This window comes from Helicobacter sp. L8 (assembly GCF_003660355.1).
Taxonomy (GTDB): Bacteria; Campylobacterota; Campylobacteria; order Campylobacterales; family Helicobacteraceae; genus Helicobacter; species Helicobacter labacensis.
Genome location: NZ_QXQR01000003.1, coordinates 70,970 through 88,740 on the forward strand (window position 1 = coordinate 70,970; position 17,771 = coordinate 88,740).

Consider the following 17,771-nt stretch of genomic DNA (forward strand, 5'->3'; position numbering starts at 1 on the left):
GTCCTTTATTCATCGCTTGATTCTTCAAGCAAGAGGGGGGAGCTTGGCGCGCGCGTAGGCAATAAGAGAGGCACAAAGCCTAAGCCTTTGGGGGTGTAAATGGTGTTGGTGTAGACGATCTGCTTGTTTTGCAGGGGTTCGCTAAAGTAGCGTTGGGCAATGTGGTAGGTGTCAGCTAGCATGTGCTCTAGGGCGTTGACACTGGTGTAACCCACCCAGTCGTAAGCCAAGTTCACACCCAAAATGGAGGCATATTGTTCTAAATAGGGGTTGATCTTGCCAATCGCGCTGGTGAGGTAGAAATGTTGGCGATCGCGTTCTTGGGTTAGCATGAATAAGGCTAAATTGAAATTGATTTGCGAAGAGAGGAGCATTTTAGGGCGTTTGGCTTTGGAGAGCAGCCCTATTTGGGAGAGCAACAACCCGGTTTTGACAATGGGGGTGTTGAGCACCACAACACCCTCTTTAAAATAGGGAATCTGCGTTCTGAGTTCATGCGAAAAGGTGCTAGCTTTTTTAAAAGTAATGGTGTCTTGGTAGAGAATGGGCGCGCCCAAGTCTTGGATACTCTTGCCCAGCATCGCGCCCCTAAAGCTATCATCATTGTAAAGCACTAGGGGTCTATGCTGGCTTAAATCCACAAGCATGCTTACCTGTTGGCTAAAATCAATCCCCCCAAAGATCAAAGCGGAGGGCAAATCTGCGCGCTTTTCTAGTTGATCTTTGTGCGCGCTGGGCACGATGGTGGGCAGACTTAAGGGGGTTTGGCTAATCAAGTTCAACACCCCATTTTGGGTGAGTAAGGCGATCACAAAGGGGAAATGCTCCTGGACAATCTCCTCATAAGCCTGCTTTAAACTCTGCGGGTCTTCTTTCTTGCTATCAAAGACTTTAAAGATGAAATTTTGTTCTTGGAGCGCGAGATAGGCTAAAATGGCGTTAATAGCGGTGTTGCTATACTTCCCCACCACATCTTTAGGCACTAGGAGCGCGACTTTTTGCACAGCCCCCTGTGTGGGTTGTGCCTTGTCTGGCTTAGTGGCTACAGCTAGGGTGGGGTTGAGCAGATCGTTAATAATGACATAGTCATCTTTTAATTGCGCGTCCTGACTAGAGACATAGCGCGCCATAAACGAAAAGATCTGCCCTCTCGCATAGAGTTTTCTCAAACAATCATCATTGCAGGGCTCTAAGGGCATGACAATCTGTGGGGCTGGGGGGATGGGGGAGAGTAAGCGCGGGCGTGCGGGCGTGTGCGCGCCCAAAATGCTACTTAGCAAAAACAGAAGGAACGCCCACCTCAAAGCTAGTCTTTGTGCTTTTTGAAAACATGGGGGCTCACCATGTTTTCAGGCTGGAAGATCTCAGCTAGTTGTTCTTTGGTGAGAAGTTGGCGCTCTAGCACAATCTGCTGGACGGACTTGCCCGTGTCTAGTGCCTCTTTAGCGATGGAGGCAGATTTTTCATACCCAATATGCGGGTTGAGTGCGGTTACAATGCCAATACTATTGAAGACATAGTCATGGCAAATCTTTTCATTGGCAGTGATTCCATTGATACATTTTTCTACCAAAGTGCGCATAGCGCGGTTGAGCATTAAGAAAGAGTGGAAGAGCTTGTAGGCGATCACAGGCTCAAAGACATTGAGTTGCAACTGCCCTCCTTCAGCAGCCATTGCCACGGCTAAGTCATTCCCAATTACAGAAAAGCACACTTGATTCACCACTTCGGGGATCACGGGGTTGACCTTGCCGGGCATAATAGAGCTCCCCGGTTGCATTTTAGGTAAATTGATCTCATTGAGCCCCGCGCGCGGTCCTGAACTCAATAGGCGCAAGTCGTTGCAGATTTTAGAGAGCTTGATCGCCACGCGCTTGAGTGCCCCACTCACTTGCACATAAGAACCTGTGCTTTGGCTAGCTTCAATGAGATCATGGGCGATGGTGAAAGGTCTACCGGTAACTTCTTGGATTTTCTTTTCTACAATGCGTTTGTAATCGGGGTGAGAATTAATGCCCGTGCCAATAGCCGTGCCCCCTAAGTTAATCACACGCGTCCAGCTACGCGCGTCTAAAATGTGTTGGATATCCTTTTCCACCATGGACACAAAGGTTTCAAACTCCTGCCCTAAAGTCATGGGCACAGCGTCTTGGAGCTGGGTGCGCCCCATTTTGAGCACATGGGAAAACTCTTTAGCTTTTCTAGCAAACGCGTCTTTTAGCACTTTCAGCACTTGGGTCATGTGATCCAGGCGTTCGTAAATGGCAATTTTAAGCGCGCTGGGATAAGCGTCATTGGTGGATTGGGAGCGATTCACATGGTCATTGGGGTGGCAATATTGGTATTCGCCCTTTTTGTGCCCCAGATATTCTAAAGCCACATTGGCGATCACCTCGTTCATATTCATATTCGTGCTGGTGCCCGCCCCGCCTTGAATCATATCCACCACAAATTGATCTTGGTATTCCCCATCAATGATTTTATCGCAGGCATGGCAGATCGCATCGCTGATCTTGATGTCAATGAGCCCTAGCTCGGCATTGGCTAGAGCAGCAGCCTTTTTCACCTGTGCAAAAGAGCGGATAAAAATGGGGTAATTGAACAGGCGATCATGGGTGATATTGAAATTTTCCACCGCACGCATGGTTTGAATCCCATAGTAGAGACTATCATCAATCTCCATTTCGCCAATAAAATCATGTTCTTTTCTGGTTGCCATCGCTTGTCCTTAGAGTAAAATTGAAACGCACTATTGTAGCCACTTAAAATTAATAACACTAGAATTTGGGCATCACAAGTTGGCGTTTCCAGCTAGCCGCTACAATGAGAAGCAAAGTGCCCGCCACAAAGAAGTAGAGAAAACTAGGGATGGGCACAGGATCGCCTGCGGCATAGCTGTGCATGCCTGAGAGGTAGTAGTTGACTCCAAAATAGGTCATCAAAATGGAGTAAAAGCCCACCACACTCGCGCTAGCAAAGACAAAGGGCATGAACTCAAAACGCAAAAAGCGCAGGTGCAAGATCACAGCGTAAACCGCAATGGAGATCAATGCCCAAGTTTCTTTAGCGTCCCAGCCCCAATAACGCCCCCAAGATTCATTAGCCCACACGCCCCCTAAGAAATTCCCCACACTCAACAATAAAAGCCCTAAGATCATGCCCATTTCGTTGATCGCGCTCAAGGAGCAGATCGTGGTGTCAATATTGGGGCGTTTGGGGCTTCTTAACACAAAGAGCAGGAGGGTTAAGATTCCCAAAATAAAGCACAAGCCCAAAAAGCCATAACTGGCTGTGATGATGGACACATGGATATTGAGCCAATAGGATTTGAGCACGGGCACAAGATTGCCAATTTGGGGGTCCATAAAGCCCAAGTGCGCCACAAAGAGGGCGATTCCCCCCAAAAAGCTAGAAGCGCAAAGGGCTAAGTTAGAGCGCAAGATGAGTCCGGCGACAATAGCCGCCCATGCGATGTAGAGCATGGATTCATAGGCGTTGCTCCAAGGGGAGTGCTCGCTCACATACCAGCGCAATAAGAGCCCAGCCGTGTGCGCTAGGGCTAGTAACAAGAGCGCGCCATAAAACCCCCAATGCACCCACGCCTTAGGGGGTTTGTTTTTGAAGGTGGCTACCAACACCACCCCTAATAAGAGCAAACCTAGCAAAATATAGGGCAGAGTGAGCATGTTAAAGAAATTGCTATGGTTTAAAAAGATCTCCGCGTTGATCTTGGCTGGGCTTAAGACTAGAGAGCTATGGGCACGCTGGTAGGCACCCAACGCGTCCAAGGTTTGATTCACCTTGTCCCATTGATTAGAGTCCACTCCCGCATCAAAGCCCACAAAGAGAGCGCGTAAAAATTCCCTAGCTTCTTTAGCCAAAGGCGCATCGCTACTCTTGATCGCATCAGCTGGGGAGAGCCAAGAGTTAGAGTTTTTCTCTGGGAAAATTTTCAAAATCGCCCCACTAAAAATGGTGTAAACCCAGTTGACTCGTTCATCCACGCGCAAGATGTCCTTGTCAAATTCATCGCGATCCTTGGGGGCTTTTTGGTTGATCTCCTCTACATAGTTTTGGAGTTTGTAACCATGCGGACCAAAAATGTCTACAAAAGCCACGCGCGCTTGGTTAGGGGGCACGCCTAAGATGCGGCGCAATTTGTGCGTGGAGGTGTAGATCATCTTGATACTCTTGTAGTCATCTGGGTAGAGCATCATGCCTAACATCACTTGGATATTGTCCATGCCCTTGAAGCCATCGTGGTGGGTGATCTTGTGGATTAAATCCATGCTCAAGGTGTCCAAAGGCTTAATGCGTCCATCAAAACCCTGCACTTGCAGGCGTTGGAATTTGCCTAACTTGCCCTTAGAGTGCGCTTTGAGATTTTTCATGCGCTGGATGATGCCCGCATGTAAGGTGGCGATCTTTTCTTTTTCTAGGGCAGCCTTGCCCATGTCATTTAAAGGGGTGGCTTCAGGCTTGCCCCCATGCATGTCAATTTTGCCTGCTTCGGCGCGCAAATGTGTCCCCCCCAAAGCCAGCATGCCCAACAAGAATAACCCGGCAATGTTTTGGGATTTTAAAAAGAGAGATAGCCTCTGGAAACGCCCGCTACGCCCAAAGAGCAAAGCGATCGCCCCTAAGATCAAGCCCGCATAGCCTAGGTAAGTGATGGGTTTGCCCGGATCTTTGTTGACAGAGAGGATCGTGCCTTTTTCATCGCGATCGTAAGAACTTTGGAAAAAGCGATACCCTCCATAATCTAAGACATGGTTCATAAAGATGCGATAAGGCTTGATGAGCCTGCCTTGATTATCTAAAATCTCCACCTCGGAGGCGTAAGAAGAGGGGCTCATAGACCCCGGGTAGCGTTCCAATTCAAAGCGTTTGAGTTTGAGGGCAAAGGGGAGTTTCTTTGTGGTAACCCCCCAATTGATCGCGATACGCACCCCTTGAAAATCCGCGCTCACATCTTGGCTTTCAATCCCGGGTCCGCCTACAATAGCGTAGATATGGCTTTGCCCCTGATAACTAACCTTGAGTTGCAAAAGAGCGTGGTTGTCCTTTTTATCTGGGCTTTGCTTGCGCACACTCAAGGGCTCTAAGAGGAGAGGTTGGTCAAAGACACTGAGTCTTTGTTTGGGCAAGTGTCTAGAAAAGGGTGAAAGCGCGCTTTTGAGCGCAAAATGCAGGGGAGGGGTATCTGGCTTACTAGCTTGGATATTCAAATAGGTGTCGCTAGTGGTGATCGCGTTGCTGGTAGCGTCCTCTCTAATATGCATGGTGGCTTCAAAGCCAAAAAAGCGCGTGATCCCCGCTCCCACGATGATCACCACCAAAGAGAGATGAAAAAAGATGCTTATCCAACGCTTGCGCTGGAACGCCCTAGAGCTAATGAGCGATCCGATGATGAGAATCAACAAATACGCGTGCAGAGCGTTAAACCACCAAGTGTGGTAAACCACCGCTTGGGCAGCAGGTGTGCCATAATCATTTTCCACAAAGGTCGCTAGCGCGCAAGCGGTGGCATAGGTGATCATCACCGGGATTGCCACCCAAAACGAACCCAAGAAAAAGTAAAGGAGTGTTTTAAGCCGCATTGAGCTCCCTAGTGCGCTTCAAGATATAGGCGCGCAACTTGCTGATAAACTCTTTATTGTCCTTAATCCCCTTGTGCAAGCCCTTGCCTACAAACTCTAGGACGGCTAGGAATTGTTTATAGGGCATGTAACCGGGGAGCTCGTAAATGGTTTTGCCATCTGGGTTGGCAAAGACAATCGTGGGTGTGGAATTGACATCGTAAATAGAAGCCAATTCGGCGGTGGGGAGCTTAAACTCTCTGTTTTTGTGCGGACCACCCACTTGGAAATTGTGCATTTTGGAGTAGCTGATATTGATGTAGTAGGCGCTGTAATGGGCTTTGATGAAATTTTTGAGCGCGTCATGTTGCTTGATGTCCTGCTTGAGCAATTCGCAATAAGAACAGCCATTTTTGCCAAAGACAAGCAACATGTACTTGCCATGCGGGGCGATGGTGTTGGTGTCTAAAAAGACATCTTCTAGTCCGGCATAACTTAGCTTGTCTAGGTTATTGGCTTCCTCTAGGGCTTGTTTGGGGCTAGTGCTCCCTGAGCTAATCATCTCTTCGTTGATGGCATCATCATTGGCATGGGCTAGGGCTAGCAAAGTGAGTAAGCACAAAAAGAACCTATGCATATCAATCCTTTCAAATGAGATAGGGCTCTCATTGTAGTCTTATAGAGTAAATCTAGCTTGGCTTGGCGCGTTGATTATCTAAAACTTCTAAAATGGCTTTGGCAAAATCGAGGTGATCGTTCAAACAAGGGCAGACTAAATATTCTAAAACCCCCAAACGCTTGGCATCCAAGCGGTATTGGATTTGCAATTCATATAGGGTTTCAGAATTATCAATGCTAAAAGAGAGGGGGTAAATCACCAATTTGCTCTTACGGTGGTGTTCTATCATCGCCTCTGTGCTGGGTTCTAGCCATTTCATAGGACCTACTTTGGATTGGTAAGCCAGCTCTACATGCTTAAAAAAAACACACGCGCGCGTTAGGGCTTGCTTGAGTAAACTCACATGGTGGATACACTCAGCTTGGTAGGGATCGCCCTGTAGGATCACGCGCTCAGGTAGACCATGCACGCTAAAGATCAACACAAACTCTTGGGGATCGCGCCCCTTTAAAGTCGCTATAATGCTTTGCACAATGGCTTGGTTGTAAAGCGCGTTGGTGTAAAAGCGATCGATGATGTTTAAAAGCGGGGTGTAATTGAGACTCTTAAGGGCGTTGTGCGCGTCTGTGAGCGAGGAGAGAGTGGTGGTTGTGGAGTATTGGGCATACATGGAAAAGAGGGTAATATGCTTGATCGCGCGTTGTTGGAGTTGTTCGAGCACCCCTAGGGCGTAGGGGGGGGTGTAGCGCATCGCGTAGGTGTAATAGCGGCTAGGATCGAGGGCGCATAACTTTTGGGCAAGTTGCGCGCTCAAAGAGGCGATGGGGGATTTACCCCCAATGCGCGCGTAGATGGCGCGCGATTTAGAAGCACGGCTTTTGACAATGCATTTAGCCACCAATTGGCGCAAACGGGCGTTTTTAATAGAGAGGATACAGGGGTCATTGAACATGTTATGCAAGAAAACTTCCACTTCTTGTAAGTGGTTGGGTCCGCCCATATTCAATAAGACCACCGCTTCTTGAGAAGGTGTAGGGTTCAAAAATCATCCATTGTTTTATCCATAATGTTATCATAAAACCTGCCAAAAAAGTGTTAAAGTAGAGGCATGCAATTTAGTTATCACCCTAGTGCCGGCCAAGTAGAGCTTGTTATAGAAGGCGCGCTTCATAGGCATTTGTATGCCAGTAGGCGCACGCAGGCTCAAGAAGTCTTGGCTTTTAGAAACCTTGTTGATGACATGCTCTATCTCTATGCCCAGGTGAGCGTGCACAAAAAACACGCGTGTTTGCGCCTGCTAGAGAGTCGTTTTTCTCCCAAACGCCCCGCACAACAAACCCATTTGATTTGGGCTTTGATCGCGCATAGGGAGATCGAAAGAGTCCTGCCCTATTTGAATCAAATGGGGGTGGGTAAGATTAGCTTTTTTTACGCGCAATACAGCCAAAGAGAAGTCTTTGGGGCGCGCCAAATGCAACGCTTACAAAAGATTTTGATCACCTCTAACCAACAGAGTGGGCGTGGCGACTTGATGATCTTAGAACATTTTGCCAACACCCAAGCGGTATTACAAGCCTATCCACGCGCCAAAGTGCTAGATTTTCATGGGAGCGATGGATTAGCCAGTCTAGAGGGAGGCATACTCATCGGACCTGAGGGCGGGTTTTCCAGCCAAGAACAACAGCTATTTAAGGACAGAGAGATTTACAGCGCGCCTAATTGCTTTATTCTAACAAGTGAGGGGGCGGCTTTGTGGCTTGGCGCGCTGGGAAGTTGCAAAGCCTAGTATTTAAACACGGCTGTAATTTCTTTAAAGAGCGCGTTTTGGGTATCAAAGAGGGTATCAAAGAGGGTATCTAGATCATGGCTGATGTGGAGTAGGCGTCCGGCTTGTTGGGGTTTGAAATAATGGGGCTTGTTGTGCAGATAGTTGAGTATTTGGGTGTAGCGGCTAAGAATCAAGCGGGTGTTGTTGTGCACCAAGACTTGGACTTCTTGACAAAGGGGGGTGTTGTGGCAATACTCATAGAGGCGGTAACTCAAGGTGTCTAACACATCTAAACATTTGAGCGCGCGGAAGAGAGATTGGATACTCTTGGTGTCAGAAGTCTCGCTACGGGCATGTTTCAAACAGAGCTTAAACTCGTTGTATTGGTTTAAAAAATGGCTTTGGATGTCTAGGGCGCGGGGGTTATGGGGCTTAAGAGTGAGACTGAGTAGGTTTTTTAAGGTGTTGAGTGCACCTTGCATGTGCTGGATAAACGCGTCCTTATCGTATTTGGGCCACAGGAATAAAAACACGCTATAGACAATGGCGATTCCTAGCGCGATGTCTGTTACTCTTGAGACCACAATATCCATAAAATTGTGCGTAAAGAGTGAAAAACATAGCAAAAAGGCGAACATCAAGGCACTCGCCCAAGTGGTGTAGGAATACACCTTGAGATAAATAAACAAGAACACCCCCAACCCCAAACAAACATAAAACACCCAAGTGTCTGCAAAAAGCCACACCACCAACAAACCGGGCAATAACCCGACAGCCGATCCCTTGACAAATTCTAATTGGGTTTCCTTAGTGCTCCCTAGAGACGAGCGCGAAACAAGCAGGGTCGCCATCGCAATCCACATGCCATGGTTAAAGCCAAAATAACGCGCAATAAAGACGGAAATCCCCATGGCGGTCGCGTATTTAAAGGCGTATTGGAAGATGGGGTGTTTGAAGTGCAAGGCTTCTAAGACACTCTTAAAGGAGGGGGGTGTGCTGGTGGGGGGTCTTAAGGGCATTTCTCCCCCGATTAAAAACACCTCCATTTTGTTGTAAATGATCTCAATGGAGTGGCGCACGAGTTTATCCACATGGGGGTTAAGATGTTGCAAAGCGTCCATGTGTAAGGGGATATTCTTTTGGCTAAATACCCCTGCTAAAATTTGGAAATTCAATAAGAGCTCTTGGCGCACTAACTCTAGAGTTTGGGTGTTGAAATAGCCATAGATAGAGTGGATGGAGTGGTAGATTTCCTCTAAGGCGTGGAGCTGAAAGAGACTCCGTTGGAGATTTTGGATGGTATGGGGGTCTTTGATCTTACTGGATTTGGAGTTTAAAATCCTCTTGGTGTTTTGGATTTGCTGGAGCACTTGGGTCTTAATCATGGCGTAGTCGTGCGGGTGGTTGGCGTATTGCAACATCAATTCCATATTAGAGAGCAGAATACTAAAACGCTTTTTGGTGAAAGCACTGTATTTGGAGACAAAGACAAAATACTGCAGGAGGATACTGAGTATAGCCAATAAACTCACCATGCCTAAACTCTGGGTTAGATTAATAGGCGCGTGCGCGTCTAGGTATAAGCAAGTGATGAGTCCATTGGAAAGAGCGGTATTGCACACCTTGTGTAAGTCCATGCTATAAGCCATAGAGAGCCCCACAAAAAAAGTGATGCAATATAGGGGCACGCACAGCCACACCCCAAAATGCGCCACCGGATACACCAGCATGATGATCGCACAACTTATTGCCACAAAGCTCAATAGATAGTGGATCTCATGATCCTTGTCGCTGATGAGCACACTTAAAAAGTAAATGAAAATCGCCTGAAACCCTGCCCAAATGGTGATAAAGGGACTAAAGAAAAACGCCCCTAAGACGGCGCATAAAAAAGTGGTAAAGGTCGCCTTGAGCGCGTAGATCAGGCTAAAGTAACCCGGATCATAGAGGTGAACAGCGCGTTTGAAAGCGTTAAGCACTAGCGGATCGTAGGTTGAATTTCTTTGTTGGTTGCCAACTCTTCGCGCGCCACTTTGGCTAAAAATTCTAGGAGTTTTTCGCTAGCTTGTTGGTAGGCAAGACTGACCGGGGATTTAGGATTAAGCACACTAATGGGCGTGCCCTTATCCCCTCCCTCTCTAACCTGCATTTCTAAGGGGATGCGCGCGAGTGCTTGGGTTTGGTATTGCTCTAGGAGCGCACTTAGATTATCCTTGCCAAAAATATCGCTGGTGTGCGCACAATGCGGGCAGACAAACCCGCTCATGTTCTCAATCACGCCCGCAATGGGAACATGTAATTTGGCAAACATGTCTAAAGAGCGCGCAGCATCATCTAGGCTTATCAGTTGAGGGGTAGTTACACTAACGCCCGCGCTAATGGGCACGGCTTGGGCTAGAGTGAGCTGGGCATCGCCCGTGCCCGGGGGCATATCCACAATGAGAATATCTAGCTGTCCCCATAAAATATCGGTGAGCATTTGCTCAATGGCGCGCATAAGCATGGGTCCGCGCCAAATTAAACTCTGCCCTTCTTCATAGAGTAGCCCCATACTCATGGTTTTGACATTGTAGGCTTCTAGCGGGATAAGTTTTTTGCCACTAGGATCGCTCATGGGGTCCACGCCCACCAAGCCTAACATTCTAGGAATATTAGGACCATAGACATCCGCATCCAGCAAGCCGACTTTTTGCCCAGCTTGGGCTAGGCTAATGGCTAAATTAACACTGGTGGTGCTCTTGCCCACCCCGCCCTTACCCGAGCTAACCATCACCACATGCTTAATATTGGGGGCTAGGTTTTTGTTGCTGGTGGCTTGTTGGGGTTCTTTTTTAGGGGGAGTTTTGATGTCTAGTTGTAGCGCGCTGATGCCAATCTCTTGCATTTTGGCGCGCACTTCCCTTTCTAAAGTGGCTTTGACCTCTGGGGAGCTAGAGGGGATTTCTAAGAGTAGCCCTAAACGACTCTCATGCAAGGTGATATTTTTGACAAAGCCAAAGCTGACAATATCGCGCTCAAAATTGGGGTAAATAACGCTTTTGAGCGCGTTTAAGACCTGATCTTGTGTAATCATTTTTATCCTTTTGGGTGTATTCTTAGTCTAACATGGCTTATTCGCATTTTTCTTAATGTCTGTGCGCGGGGGTTTTGGGGGGAGATATGAGGGTGGGCGTGAGATACTGGTTTTTAATGAGCAATTGCACAATCTGCTTAAAAATGGGCGCGGCTGTTTGGCTGCCATAATACTCTTCACTCCCCAAAGAGCCAAAAACCACGACACCAATCCCATAAGTGTTTTGCTTGTCCCTAGCAAAGCCAAAAAATGAGCTATTATAAACATCAGTGTATTTGCCCTTGTTGGCAATGCGTGCTGTGCCTGTCTTGCCCCCGATGATAAGCCCACCCACCTGCGCGCTCTTGCCCGTGCCATGGGTTACGACTTTAATCAAGAGTTCTTGCATTTTGCGCGCGCTCTCCTTGCTGATGACTTGTTTTTTAGGGGGGAAATTGGGGATATAAACATCGCCATTGGAGGCACTAAAGCGTTGCACCAAGTGGGGAGTTACTAAAAATCCCCCATTAGCAAACACCCCGTAAGCGCGCAAGAGTTGCATAAAGGTGGTGCGCAAGCCATAGCCATAAGAAACACTGCCCTTATACACTTCACCACTGAGCAGGCGCACACTGGGGAGTAGCCCCGTTTTTTCATAGGGCAAGTCAATCCCAGTAGGCTCACTCACCCCAAAACTTTTCAAACCCTGATACATTTCTGGTCCACTCAGCCGTTTAGAGAGTTTGATCATGCCCACATTGCTGGAGCGCACTAAAACATCTTCGATTGTGGGGTTTTTGGGGGGGATGAGATCGTCTCTAATGGTGTATTTGCCCAGCTTGTAAACACCATGGCTTAAATCAATGGGCTTAGTGGTGTCAATGCGTTTTTTATCTACCAGCAGGCTATAAACAATGGGCTTAATGGTGCTCCCGGGCTCAAAGGAGAGTTCGATCGCATCTACATTCAATGCTGAGTAATCGCTCTTTTGGATATTATTGGGGTTAAATCTATTAGTGGTCGCTAGGGCAAGGATTTCGCCATTATTTGGAGAAAACACGCCTGCAATGATCTGCTGGGATTTATAATGAGTCTTTGCCCTGTCTAAGAGGTGCTCTAGATCGCGTTGAATCTTTAAGGGGATACTCAAAGTGAGATCAAAGCCATCCACGCGCGCGATACTCTCAAAACTCTTATCCTCAATGAGATTAAAGCCGATGTCGCGCTTGCCCGTGTCCTGCCCGTCATGTTTGGCAACAAGCATTTTATTGTCAAACTTTTCTAAGCCCTTGACCCCCTGCACCATTGTGATCTTAGAGGTGTCGATCTTTTTGACATAGCCCACTAAGGGCTCAAAATTATCTTTATAAGGGTAGTTTCTAGCAATCCCGCTCACTTCAATATTCAGCCCGATCTTGGGCACGATTTTTTTACTATTGTCCTCATACTCCACAAAGACATTATAGGCTAATAGCTTGGCGTTGAGCTGGCGTAAGCTTGCTGCCGTGTTGGCGTTGATATTATAAGAGAGGGTAACATAGCTATTTTGGGTGCATTTTTCAGCGATGAGGGAGCGGGGGATATTGGTGTAAATGGAGAGCAAGTCAATAAAAAAGTCGCGCTTGTCTGGATCAATGGAGAGGGGGTTAAAACTCACCTTAAAGAGTTTTTGGCTACTAGCTAGGCTAAAACCATCTTGGCTATAAATGCTACCCCGCGTGGCGATATTAGTTTTTGTTACCACGAAAGCGGGCATTTTTCTAGGTAAGATCGCCTTAAAAAACATCACCACCACAAAGAGGAGCAAACAGCCCCCCACGACTAAGAAGATGAGTAAAAGCCTCTCAGTGCGTCTAGGGTCTAATTCAGGGTTAGGGAGGGGGGGGGTAGCAGGGCTTGGCTCAGTGCTCATAAAAGCTTCCTAGCACAAGCAAGAGGTTAAATCTGTGTCCTTAGCAACTCTTTGTAGGCACTAATCGCCTTGTTGCGCACCTCTAGCATAAGCTTCATGCTAGTTTCGGCTTTGCCAATAGCAATCGCGGCTTGGTGCAGGTCTTTAACTTGCCCGGTTGCCATGTCTGCGAGTGCCTTATCGGACTCCTTTTGGGTGTTGTTGAGTTCATCAATAGAGTGCTTGAGCATCGCAGAGAACTCCCCCTTCTCCATTAGATTCTCATGCGCCTTTGAATCTAAAGGAGTGCTAGCTTTATTCAACCCTATATCAGTGTATAAAGTTTTCATGTTGACTCCTTGCATCTTGTCCACCTATATCGTCTCTTCTAGCGAATCTTTAAGCGCGAAAGAGAATCTCCTTTCTTTAAATTAAGCTTGTAGCATGCCAATGGCGTTGGTCGCCATATTTTTAGTGCTTTGAAACGCCGCGACATTGGCTTGATAAGCGCGCGTAGCCTCGATCAAATCTGCCATCTCCACCACTGGATTGACATTAGGGTAGGACACATAGCCGTTAGCGTCCGCGTCCGGGTGGGTGGGATCGTATTTTAAAAGAGGTGCTTTGTCATCGCGCACGATCTTTTCAATATACACCCCCATGATGGGTGGGTTGGGCTTTTCAATGTCATCGCTCTCATCTAAGGGGTCTTCATACTCCATCAAATTGTTATTTTCTGCGAGTTTTTCGTTCAATACCTTGTTGAAGTCAAAGGCTCTAAAGATCGCTTCTTGACGGCGGTAAGGTCCGCCCTCATCGGTGCGGGTGGTGTTTGCGTTAGCAATATTAGAAGAAATGAGATTAGCGCGCACTCTCTGGGCGGATAATCCATAACCGCTGATGTCAAAGCTAGATAAAAACATGGTTGTCCTTCCTTCTAAATATTCTTGGCTGCGTCAATAGCGTAATTGACGATGCTTCTGTGTTTCTTAAGCGCGGTAGTCAGAGCCAAATACATGGTAGAATTTTTCCCCATCTCTGAGGTCTCAATGTCAATATCCACGCTGTTACCATCATTCTTAGCCAAGTGCCCATCCCTAAAAAAGATGGTCGCCCTGTTGTCCTCATAGTCCTTAGGCTCTAAATGCCGTGGATTGGTCTCTGCAAGCTTTAAATGCTCGTCTTTTTGGTGATCAAACACCTGTGCCTTCTTATGGGCTAGCATGGTTTCAAAATCCAAATCCTTAGGGCGGTAAAAAGGCGTGTCCACATTGGCGATATTGCTTGCGATCAAATCCTGCCGCAAGGCGCGATAATCCATCGCCTTATACACTAAAGGATAGGCTTTAGACAAATCCATAAAAACCCTTTCTTAGAGACTTAAAAGCAAGGAGTATTCCACAACCCCAAAAGCCAAGCCTGCAAAATTTTGTATAATTATAGCATAGTTTCCAAACATATTTTCCAAAGGTCTTTGATGGCTTACCGGCGTTTATTTCTCTATGCGAGCCTACTGATGGGCTTAAGCGTAGTGATGAGCTACTCTCTTTCCACCTACACCACCCTTTTATACCGCTACCAAGAATTCCACTTTTTTATCCGCCAAGCGGTGGCTGTGGGAGTGGGGATAGTGCTGATGTGGGGGATTTCTTGGCTCAATCCAGATAAATGGTTTGTCAAGCTGGGTTTTGTGCTCTTTTTTGGTTCGTTTTTACTCATCGTGTTGATGAATTTCTTGCCTGAGAGCATGTCCTCTAGTGCGGGAGGGGCAAAACGCTGGATTCGCCTCCCCTTTTTCTCACTCGCCCCTACGGAGTTTTTTAAAGTGGGTTTTGTGTTCTTCCTCTCTTGGAGTTTGTCGCGCACCTTTTTTAACCAAGAAAAAGCCAGTGTCAAAGACGAGTTGATGATCCTCATCCCTTATTTCGTCTTATTCTTGCTGGCTGCCTTTTTTATTGGGGTGTTGCAAAACGATTTAGGGCAGGTGATCTTACTAGCCATTGTCTTGGGCTTTTTGCTCATTTTCTCTGGGGGGAGCTTTAAACTCTTTAAAATCTTTTTCACTCTTGCGCTGTGTATTGGACTGGTAGCTATTTTCACCAGCGCGCACCGCATTTTGCGCATGAAACTCTGGTGGTCTAATTTGCAAAGCTCGATCCTCTCTCTCTTACCCTCTAAACTCGCCAATAGCCTACGCATTGACAATCTACCCGAACCTTATCAAATCTACCACGCTACCAACGCCATCAAGCACGGGGGGATATTCGGGCAGGGTTTGGGTGAGGGAGTGGTGAAACTGGGCTTTTTAAGCGAAGTGCATACAGACATGATCTTAGCCGGGTTAGCTGAAGAGCTGGGGTTTGTGGCGATCTTTGTGTGTGTGGGGCTGATGTTAGCCCTCTTGCATGGGATGTTTAAGATCACCAACCGCCTTGATAACCCCAAACACATGCTCTTTTGTTTGGGCGTGGCGTTGCTGATGGGCTTTTCTTTCATCATTAACGCCTTTGGGGTGAGTGGGATCATCCCCATTAAGGGGATTGCCGTGCCCTTTTTGAGCTATGGGGGCAGCTCCATTATCGCTAATTCTTTAGCATTAGGGCTGGTGCTCTGTCTCTCCAAACAGGCTAGAAGTTAGGATTGGAGTAATTGCATAAACTCCGCACGCGTGCGCGCATCGCTTTTAAAAAGCCCTTTAAGCGCGCTGGTTTTCACCACAGCTTCTTGTTTTTGCACCCCGCGCATCGCCATGCATAAATGTTTAGCCACACAAAACACCCCCACGCCCTTAGGCTGTAAAATCCGCTCAAAGGTGCTGGCAATCTCCTCGCTCAAGCGTTCTTGAATTTGCAAACGCCTTGAGTAAGCCTCTACCAACTTAGCGATCGCATCCAACCCTACAACCTTATCTTTAGGGATATACCCCACACTCACATGCCCAAAAAAGGGCAGTAAATGGTGCTCACACATGCTATAAAACTCAATATCTTTGAGCACAATGATCCCATCGCAACGCTCAATGCTAAAGGCACTTTGTAAAATTTGCTCAGGATCACAGCTATAGCCCTGCATCAAGTGATCCCAAAGGACTTTAACACGCTCAGGGGTGTTTTTAAGCCCCTCTCTATGCGGGTCTTCGCCTATGCGCGCGCACAGTTTAAGCCATAAATCTTGCATGAATCTCTTTGCTTGGTGTAAATAAAATCCGCCCAGCGATCTCCTCTAAAAAGATCGTAGCATACGCCCCTTTAGGCAGAAAAAACTCTAACTTTCCCTGTGCCTCTTGGGGCAGATAGCTAAAACGCACCTCAGCAGGAAACACCAGAGCATAACGGCGATCTCCTTTGGCTTTAAGAGGGTGGGCATAAGGGCACTCTAAAGACCAAGCTGTATTTTGCGCATGCATGATCTTTTGCCCGGTGAGCAAACCGGTAGGGGCGATTTCTTGAGTGATTAGGCGTGTGGCATTGAGGGGATCGTCATGACAGAAGTATTTGCCAAAGGGATAGTGGCACAGAATATCCCCCTCTAGAAGTTTAAAATAGTGTTCTTGAGCTTGCAGAGCTTTGAGGGTGTCTAATTTTAAGTGCGCAAACTCCGCGCGCAATTCTTGGGGGCTAAAGTTAGCTAACAAAGTATTCAAACGCATGCGCGCGCTGAGCCAATGGTTGAAAAGATGGCTTTGATAACTGGAGAGAAAAAAGGCATTCAGTTTTTTAGAGCGCGGGGCAGATTGTTTGAAATTATCCCCCCCCTTGCCAAAGCGTTGCGCTCCAAAGTAGTTAGGAAAGCCATAGGTTTGTAAAAAACCTAGCACTTGCTCAATTTTGCGCGCGTCCAAGGGTTTGAGCTTTTTAAGGCGCATGCTAAAGTGGTTGCCCTTGAGATGCCCTAGGCGGATTTTATGGCTATGGGCGTTGATCTCTAAAATCTTAATGCCATGTTCTAGCAGAATGGAGGTGTGTTTCTCTAAGATGGTAGCGCGGGTTTTGGGCATGGAAATATATTGCGTGCTTATAGCTTGCTTGTCTTTGAGCCCAGCATAGCCAAAGTCTGGTATTTTGCACCCGCTTATCTGTGAAAATAAGCTTAACATCTCCCAAGTGCTCTGATCTTTCTTGCGCACCTTAAGCACAGCGTGATCCCCGCACCCGCTAAAGGGATAGAGGGGCTCTTCGAGCACGCTAAAATCCCGACTGCATTTTTTAAAGTAAAACTCTATGGGCGCATGGCTGGAGGCAAAAAAGCGCGTGGGCGCATCAAGAGGGAAAAAGGGCGGTTGTTTATCCATGCCCTAATTATAATCATTGCGAGGACTTTAATCAAGTTGGACTAATTTTTGCTTCAGGGTGTGTATCTTTGATTTAGGATGGATTTCATGGAAGTTAAAGATATACGCAACCAACCTAATCTTTATGCCTTGCTAAATGCCTCCCACTTGGAACGCGGGGAAGCTCCCATGCCTGCAAAGGGAGAGAAACAGCCCGAAGTGGTCGCTGAAGTCTCTAAAGTGGAACGCGAGCCCAATGGCTTGAAGCGCGAGACCTATGGCTTTTTGGTTTTGGAATTGATGAGCGACAACGAATACAGCGCGTTTTTGCGCGCCACAGCGGGAATGAATGAGAATGAAAAACGCCTAGCCGCCCAGTCGCTCTACAGCTTGACAAGTTTTTACGGGGGGCAGATTCAACAAGACGCTAAGGAGATCGAGCGTAAATTTGATGGCTTGCAAGCCATTCAAGAGAGTCAGTTTAAAAAAGCCCTAGGTTTGGATCAAAACTTCGTAGATCGCTATAAAAACGCCTACGATCAGGCTTACCAAGCTCTTGATGTAACGCTTTAATCAAGTATTTTTAAGCAAA

The 17,771-nt window shown here is 47.2% G+C and carries 15 protein-coding genes and 1 pseudogene; 3 read left to right on the plus strand and 13 right to left on the minus strand.

Translation table 11 applies throughout. From position 1 onward, the window contains the following. Window positions 1-5: 5 nt before the first annotated feature. Genes EAO37_RS02575 through hemH form a run of 5 tightly spaced genes read right to left on the minus strand, consistent with a single transcriptional unit; the run spans window position 6 to window position 7,198 of the window. On the minus strand, window positions 6-1,304 hold the full coding sequence (locus tag EAO37_RS02575) for a transposase (RefSeq protein WP_205589734.1): 1,299 nt from the start codon (window positions 1,302-1,304) through the stop codon (window positions 6-8). A gap of 2 nt (window positions 1,305-1,306) precedes the next feature. After that, complete coding sequence (gene aspA, locus EAO37_RS02580) at window positions 1,307-2,719, minus strand: aspartate ammonia-lyase (RefSeq protein ID WP_120944442.1); 1,413 nt, start codon at window positions 2,717-2,719, stop codon at window positions 1,307-1,309. A 58-nt stretch (window positions 2,720-2,777) separates the two neighbouring features. Further along, entirely contained in the window at window positions 2,778-5,600 is a 2,823-nt protein-coding gene (gene ccsA, locus EAO37_RS02585; RefSeq protein WP_120951374.1) for a cytochrome c biogenesis protein CcsA, read from the minus strand. Continuing rightward, window positions 5,590-6,216: a thioredoxin fold domain-containing protein gene (locus EAO37_RS02590; protein ID WP_120944438.1), complete on the minus strand. Its 627-nt coding sequence runs from the start codon at window positions 6,214-6,216 to the stop codon at window positions 5,590-5,592. The genes ccsA and EAO37_RS02590 overlap by 11 nt, the downstream gene beginning before the upstream one ends. Before the next feature lie 52 nt (window positions 6,217-6,268). Next, window positions 6,269-7,198 (minus strand): ferrochelatase, encoded by a 930-nt coding sequence (gene hemH, locus EAO37_RS02595; protein WP_240451710.1) that lies wholly within the window; start codon window positions 7,196-7,198, stop codon window positions 6,269-6,271. 108 nt (window positions 7,199-7,306) lie between these two features. Here hemH and EAO37_RS02600 point away from each other — a divergent pair, with 108 nt between their 5' ends. Continuing rightward, a complete protein-coding gene (locus EAO37_RS02600) occupies window positions 7,307-7,984 on the plus strand; it encodes an RsmE family RNA methyltransferase (protein WP_120951378.1) in 678 nt (225 codons plus the stop codon). Here EAO37_RS02600 and EAO37_RS02605 read toward each other — a convergent pair. From EAO37_RS02605 to flgB, 6 genes and pseudogenes are all read right to left on the minus strand, one after another. Further along, window positions 7,981-9,945, minus strand: a complete 1,965-nt coding sequence (locus EAO37_RS02605; protein ID WP_120951380.1) for an FUSC family protein — start codon at window positions 9,943-9,945, stop codon at window positions 7,981-7,983. The two genes, EAO37_RS02600 and EAO37_RS02605, sit on opposite strands and share 4 nt — an antisense overlap. Then, a pseudogene (locus EAO37_RS02610) lies at window positions 9,945-11,048 on the minus strand (Mrp/NBP35 family ATP-binding protein); the annotation flags it as partial. The pseudogene EAO37_RS02610 and the gene EAO37_RS02605, both read right to left, overlap by 1 nt. A gap of 43 nt (window positions 11,049-11,091) precedes the next feature. Next, on the minus strand, window positions 11,092-12,930 hold the full coding sequence (locus EAO37_RS02615) for a penicillin-binding protein 2 (RefSeq protein WP_120944429.1): 1,839 nt from the start codon (window positions 12,928-12,930) through the stop codon (window positions 11,092-11,094). A gap of 26 nt (window positions 12,931-12,956) precedes the next feature. Continuing rightward, window positions 12,957-13,274: a flagellar hook-basal body complex protein FliE gene (gene fliE, locus EAO37_RS02620; protein ID WP_041302713.1), complete on the minus strand. Its 318-nt coding sequence runs from the start codon at window positions 13,272-13,274 to the stop codon at window positions 12,957-12,959. Between the two features lie 66 nt (window positions 13,275-13,340). Next, entirely contained in the window at window positions 13,341-13,832 is a 492-nt protein-coding gene (gene flgC / locus EAO37_RS02625; RefSeq protein WP_120951384.1) for a flagellar basal body rod protein FlgC, read from the minus strand. Between the two features lie 14 nt (window positions 13,833-13,846). Continuing rightward, complete coding sequence (flgB, locus tag EAO37_RS02630; RefSeq protein WP_120951386.1) at window positions 13,847-14,269, minus strand: flagellar basal body rod protein FlgB; 423 nt, start codon at window positions 14,267-14,269, stop codon at window positions 13,847-13,849. Between the two features lie 117 nt (window positions 14,270-14,386). On the opposite strand from flgB, the gene EAO37_RS02635 reads away from it, so the two are divergent. Beyond that, window positions 14,387-15,547 (plus strand): FtsW/RodA/SpoVE family cell cycle protein, encoded by a 1,161-nt coding sequence (locus EAO37_RS02635; RefSeq protein ID WP_120951388.1) that lies wholly within the window; start codon window positions 14,387-14,389, stop codon window positions 15,545-15,547. Here the strand turns inward: EAO37_RS02635 and folE are convergent. Both folE and truD read right to left on the minus strand, forming a co-directional pair. Continuing rightward, window positions 15,544-16,086, minus strand: coding sequence for a GTP cyclohydrolase I FolE (gene folE / locus EAO37_RS02640; RefSeq protein ID WP_120951390.1), 543 nt, complete (start codon window positions 16,084-16,086; stop codon window positions 15,544-15,546). The genes EAO37_RS02635 and folE overlap by 4 nt on opposite strands. Further along, window positions 16,067-17,200 carry a tRNA pseudouridine(13) synthase TruD gene (gene truD, locus EAO37_RS02645; protein ID WP_120951392.1) on the minus strand — a complete coding sequence of 378 codons (1,134 nt, stop codon included), beginning with the start codon at window positions 17,198-17,200 and terminating at the stop codon, window positions 16,067-16,069. The genes folE and truD overlap by 20 nt, the downstream gene beginning before the upstream one ends. An 87-nt stretch (window positions 17,201-17,287) precedes the next feature. On the opposite strand from truD, the gene EAO37_RS02650 reads away from it, so the two are divergent. Next, window positions 17,288-17,752, plus strand: coding sequence for a hypothetical protein (locus EAO37_RS02650; protein WP_120944420.1), 465 nt, complete (start codon window positions 17,288-17,290; stop codon window positions 17,750-17,752). The last annotated feature ends 19 nt before the right edge of the window (window positions 17,753-17,771 follow it).

Bases quoted from the DNA above. Each gene is read 5' to 3' on its own strand.
- aspA (WP_120944442.1), bottom strand. From the start codon at position 2,719: ATGGCAACCAGAAAAGAACATGATTTTATTGGCGAAATGGAGATTGAT.
- ccsA (WP_120951374.1), bottom strand. From the start codon at position 5,600: ATGCGGCTTAAAACACTCCTTTACTTTTTCTTGGGTTCGTTTTGGGTG.
- EAO37_RS02590 (WP_120944438.1), bottom strand. From the start codon at position 6,216: ATGCATAGGTTCTTTTTGTGCTTACTCACTTTGCTAGCCCTAGCCCAT.
- hemH (WP_240451710.1), bottom strand. From the start codon at position 7,198: ATGGGCGGACCCAACCACTTACAAGAAGTGGAAGTTTTCTTGCATAAC.
- EAO37_RS02600 (WP_120951378.1), top strand. From the start codon at position 7,307: ATGCAATTTAGTTATCACCCTAGTGCCGGCCAAGTAGAGCTTGTTATA.
- EAO37_RS02615 (WP_120944429.1), bottom strand. From the start codon at position 12,930: ATGAGCACTGAGCCAAGCCCTGCTACCCCCCCCCTCCCTAACCCTGAA.
- fliE (WP_041302713.1), bottom strand. From the start codon at position 13,274: ATGCAAGGAGTCAACATGAAAACTTTATACACTGATATAGGGTTGAAT.
- flgC (WP_120951384.1), bottom strand. From the start codon at position 13,832: ATGTTTTTATCTAGCTTTGACATCAGCGGTTATGGATTATCCGCCCAG.
- flgB (WP_120951386.1), bottom strand. From the start codon at position 14,269: ATGGATTTGTCTAAAGCCTATCCTTTAGTGTATAAGGCGATGGATTAT.
- EAO37_RS02635 (WP_120951388.1), top strand. From the start codon at position 14,387: ATGGCTTACCGGCGTTTATTTCTCTATGCGAGCCTACTGATGGGCTTA.
- folE (WP_120951390.1), bottom strand. From the start codon at position 16,086: ATGCAAGATTTATGGCTTAAACTGTGCGCGCGCATAGGCGAAGACCCG.
- truD (WP_120951392.1), bottom strand. From the start codon at position 17,200: ATGGATAAACAACCGCCCTTTTTCCCTCTTGATGCGCCCACGCGCTTT.
- EAO37_RS02650 (WP_120944420.1), top strand. From the start codon at position 17,288: ATGGAAGTTAAAGATATACGCAACCAACCTAATCTTTATGCCTTGCTA.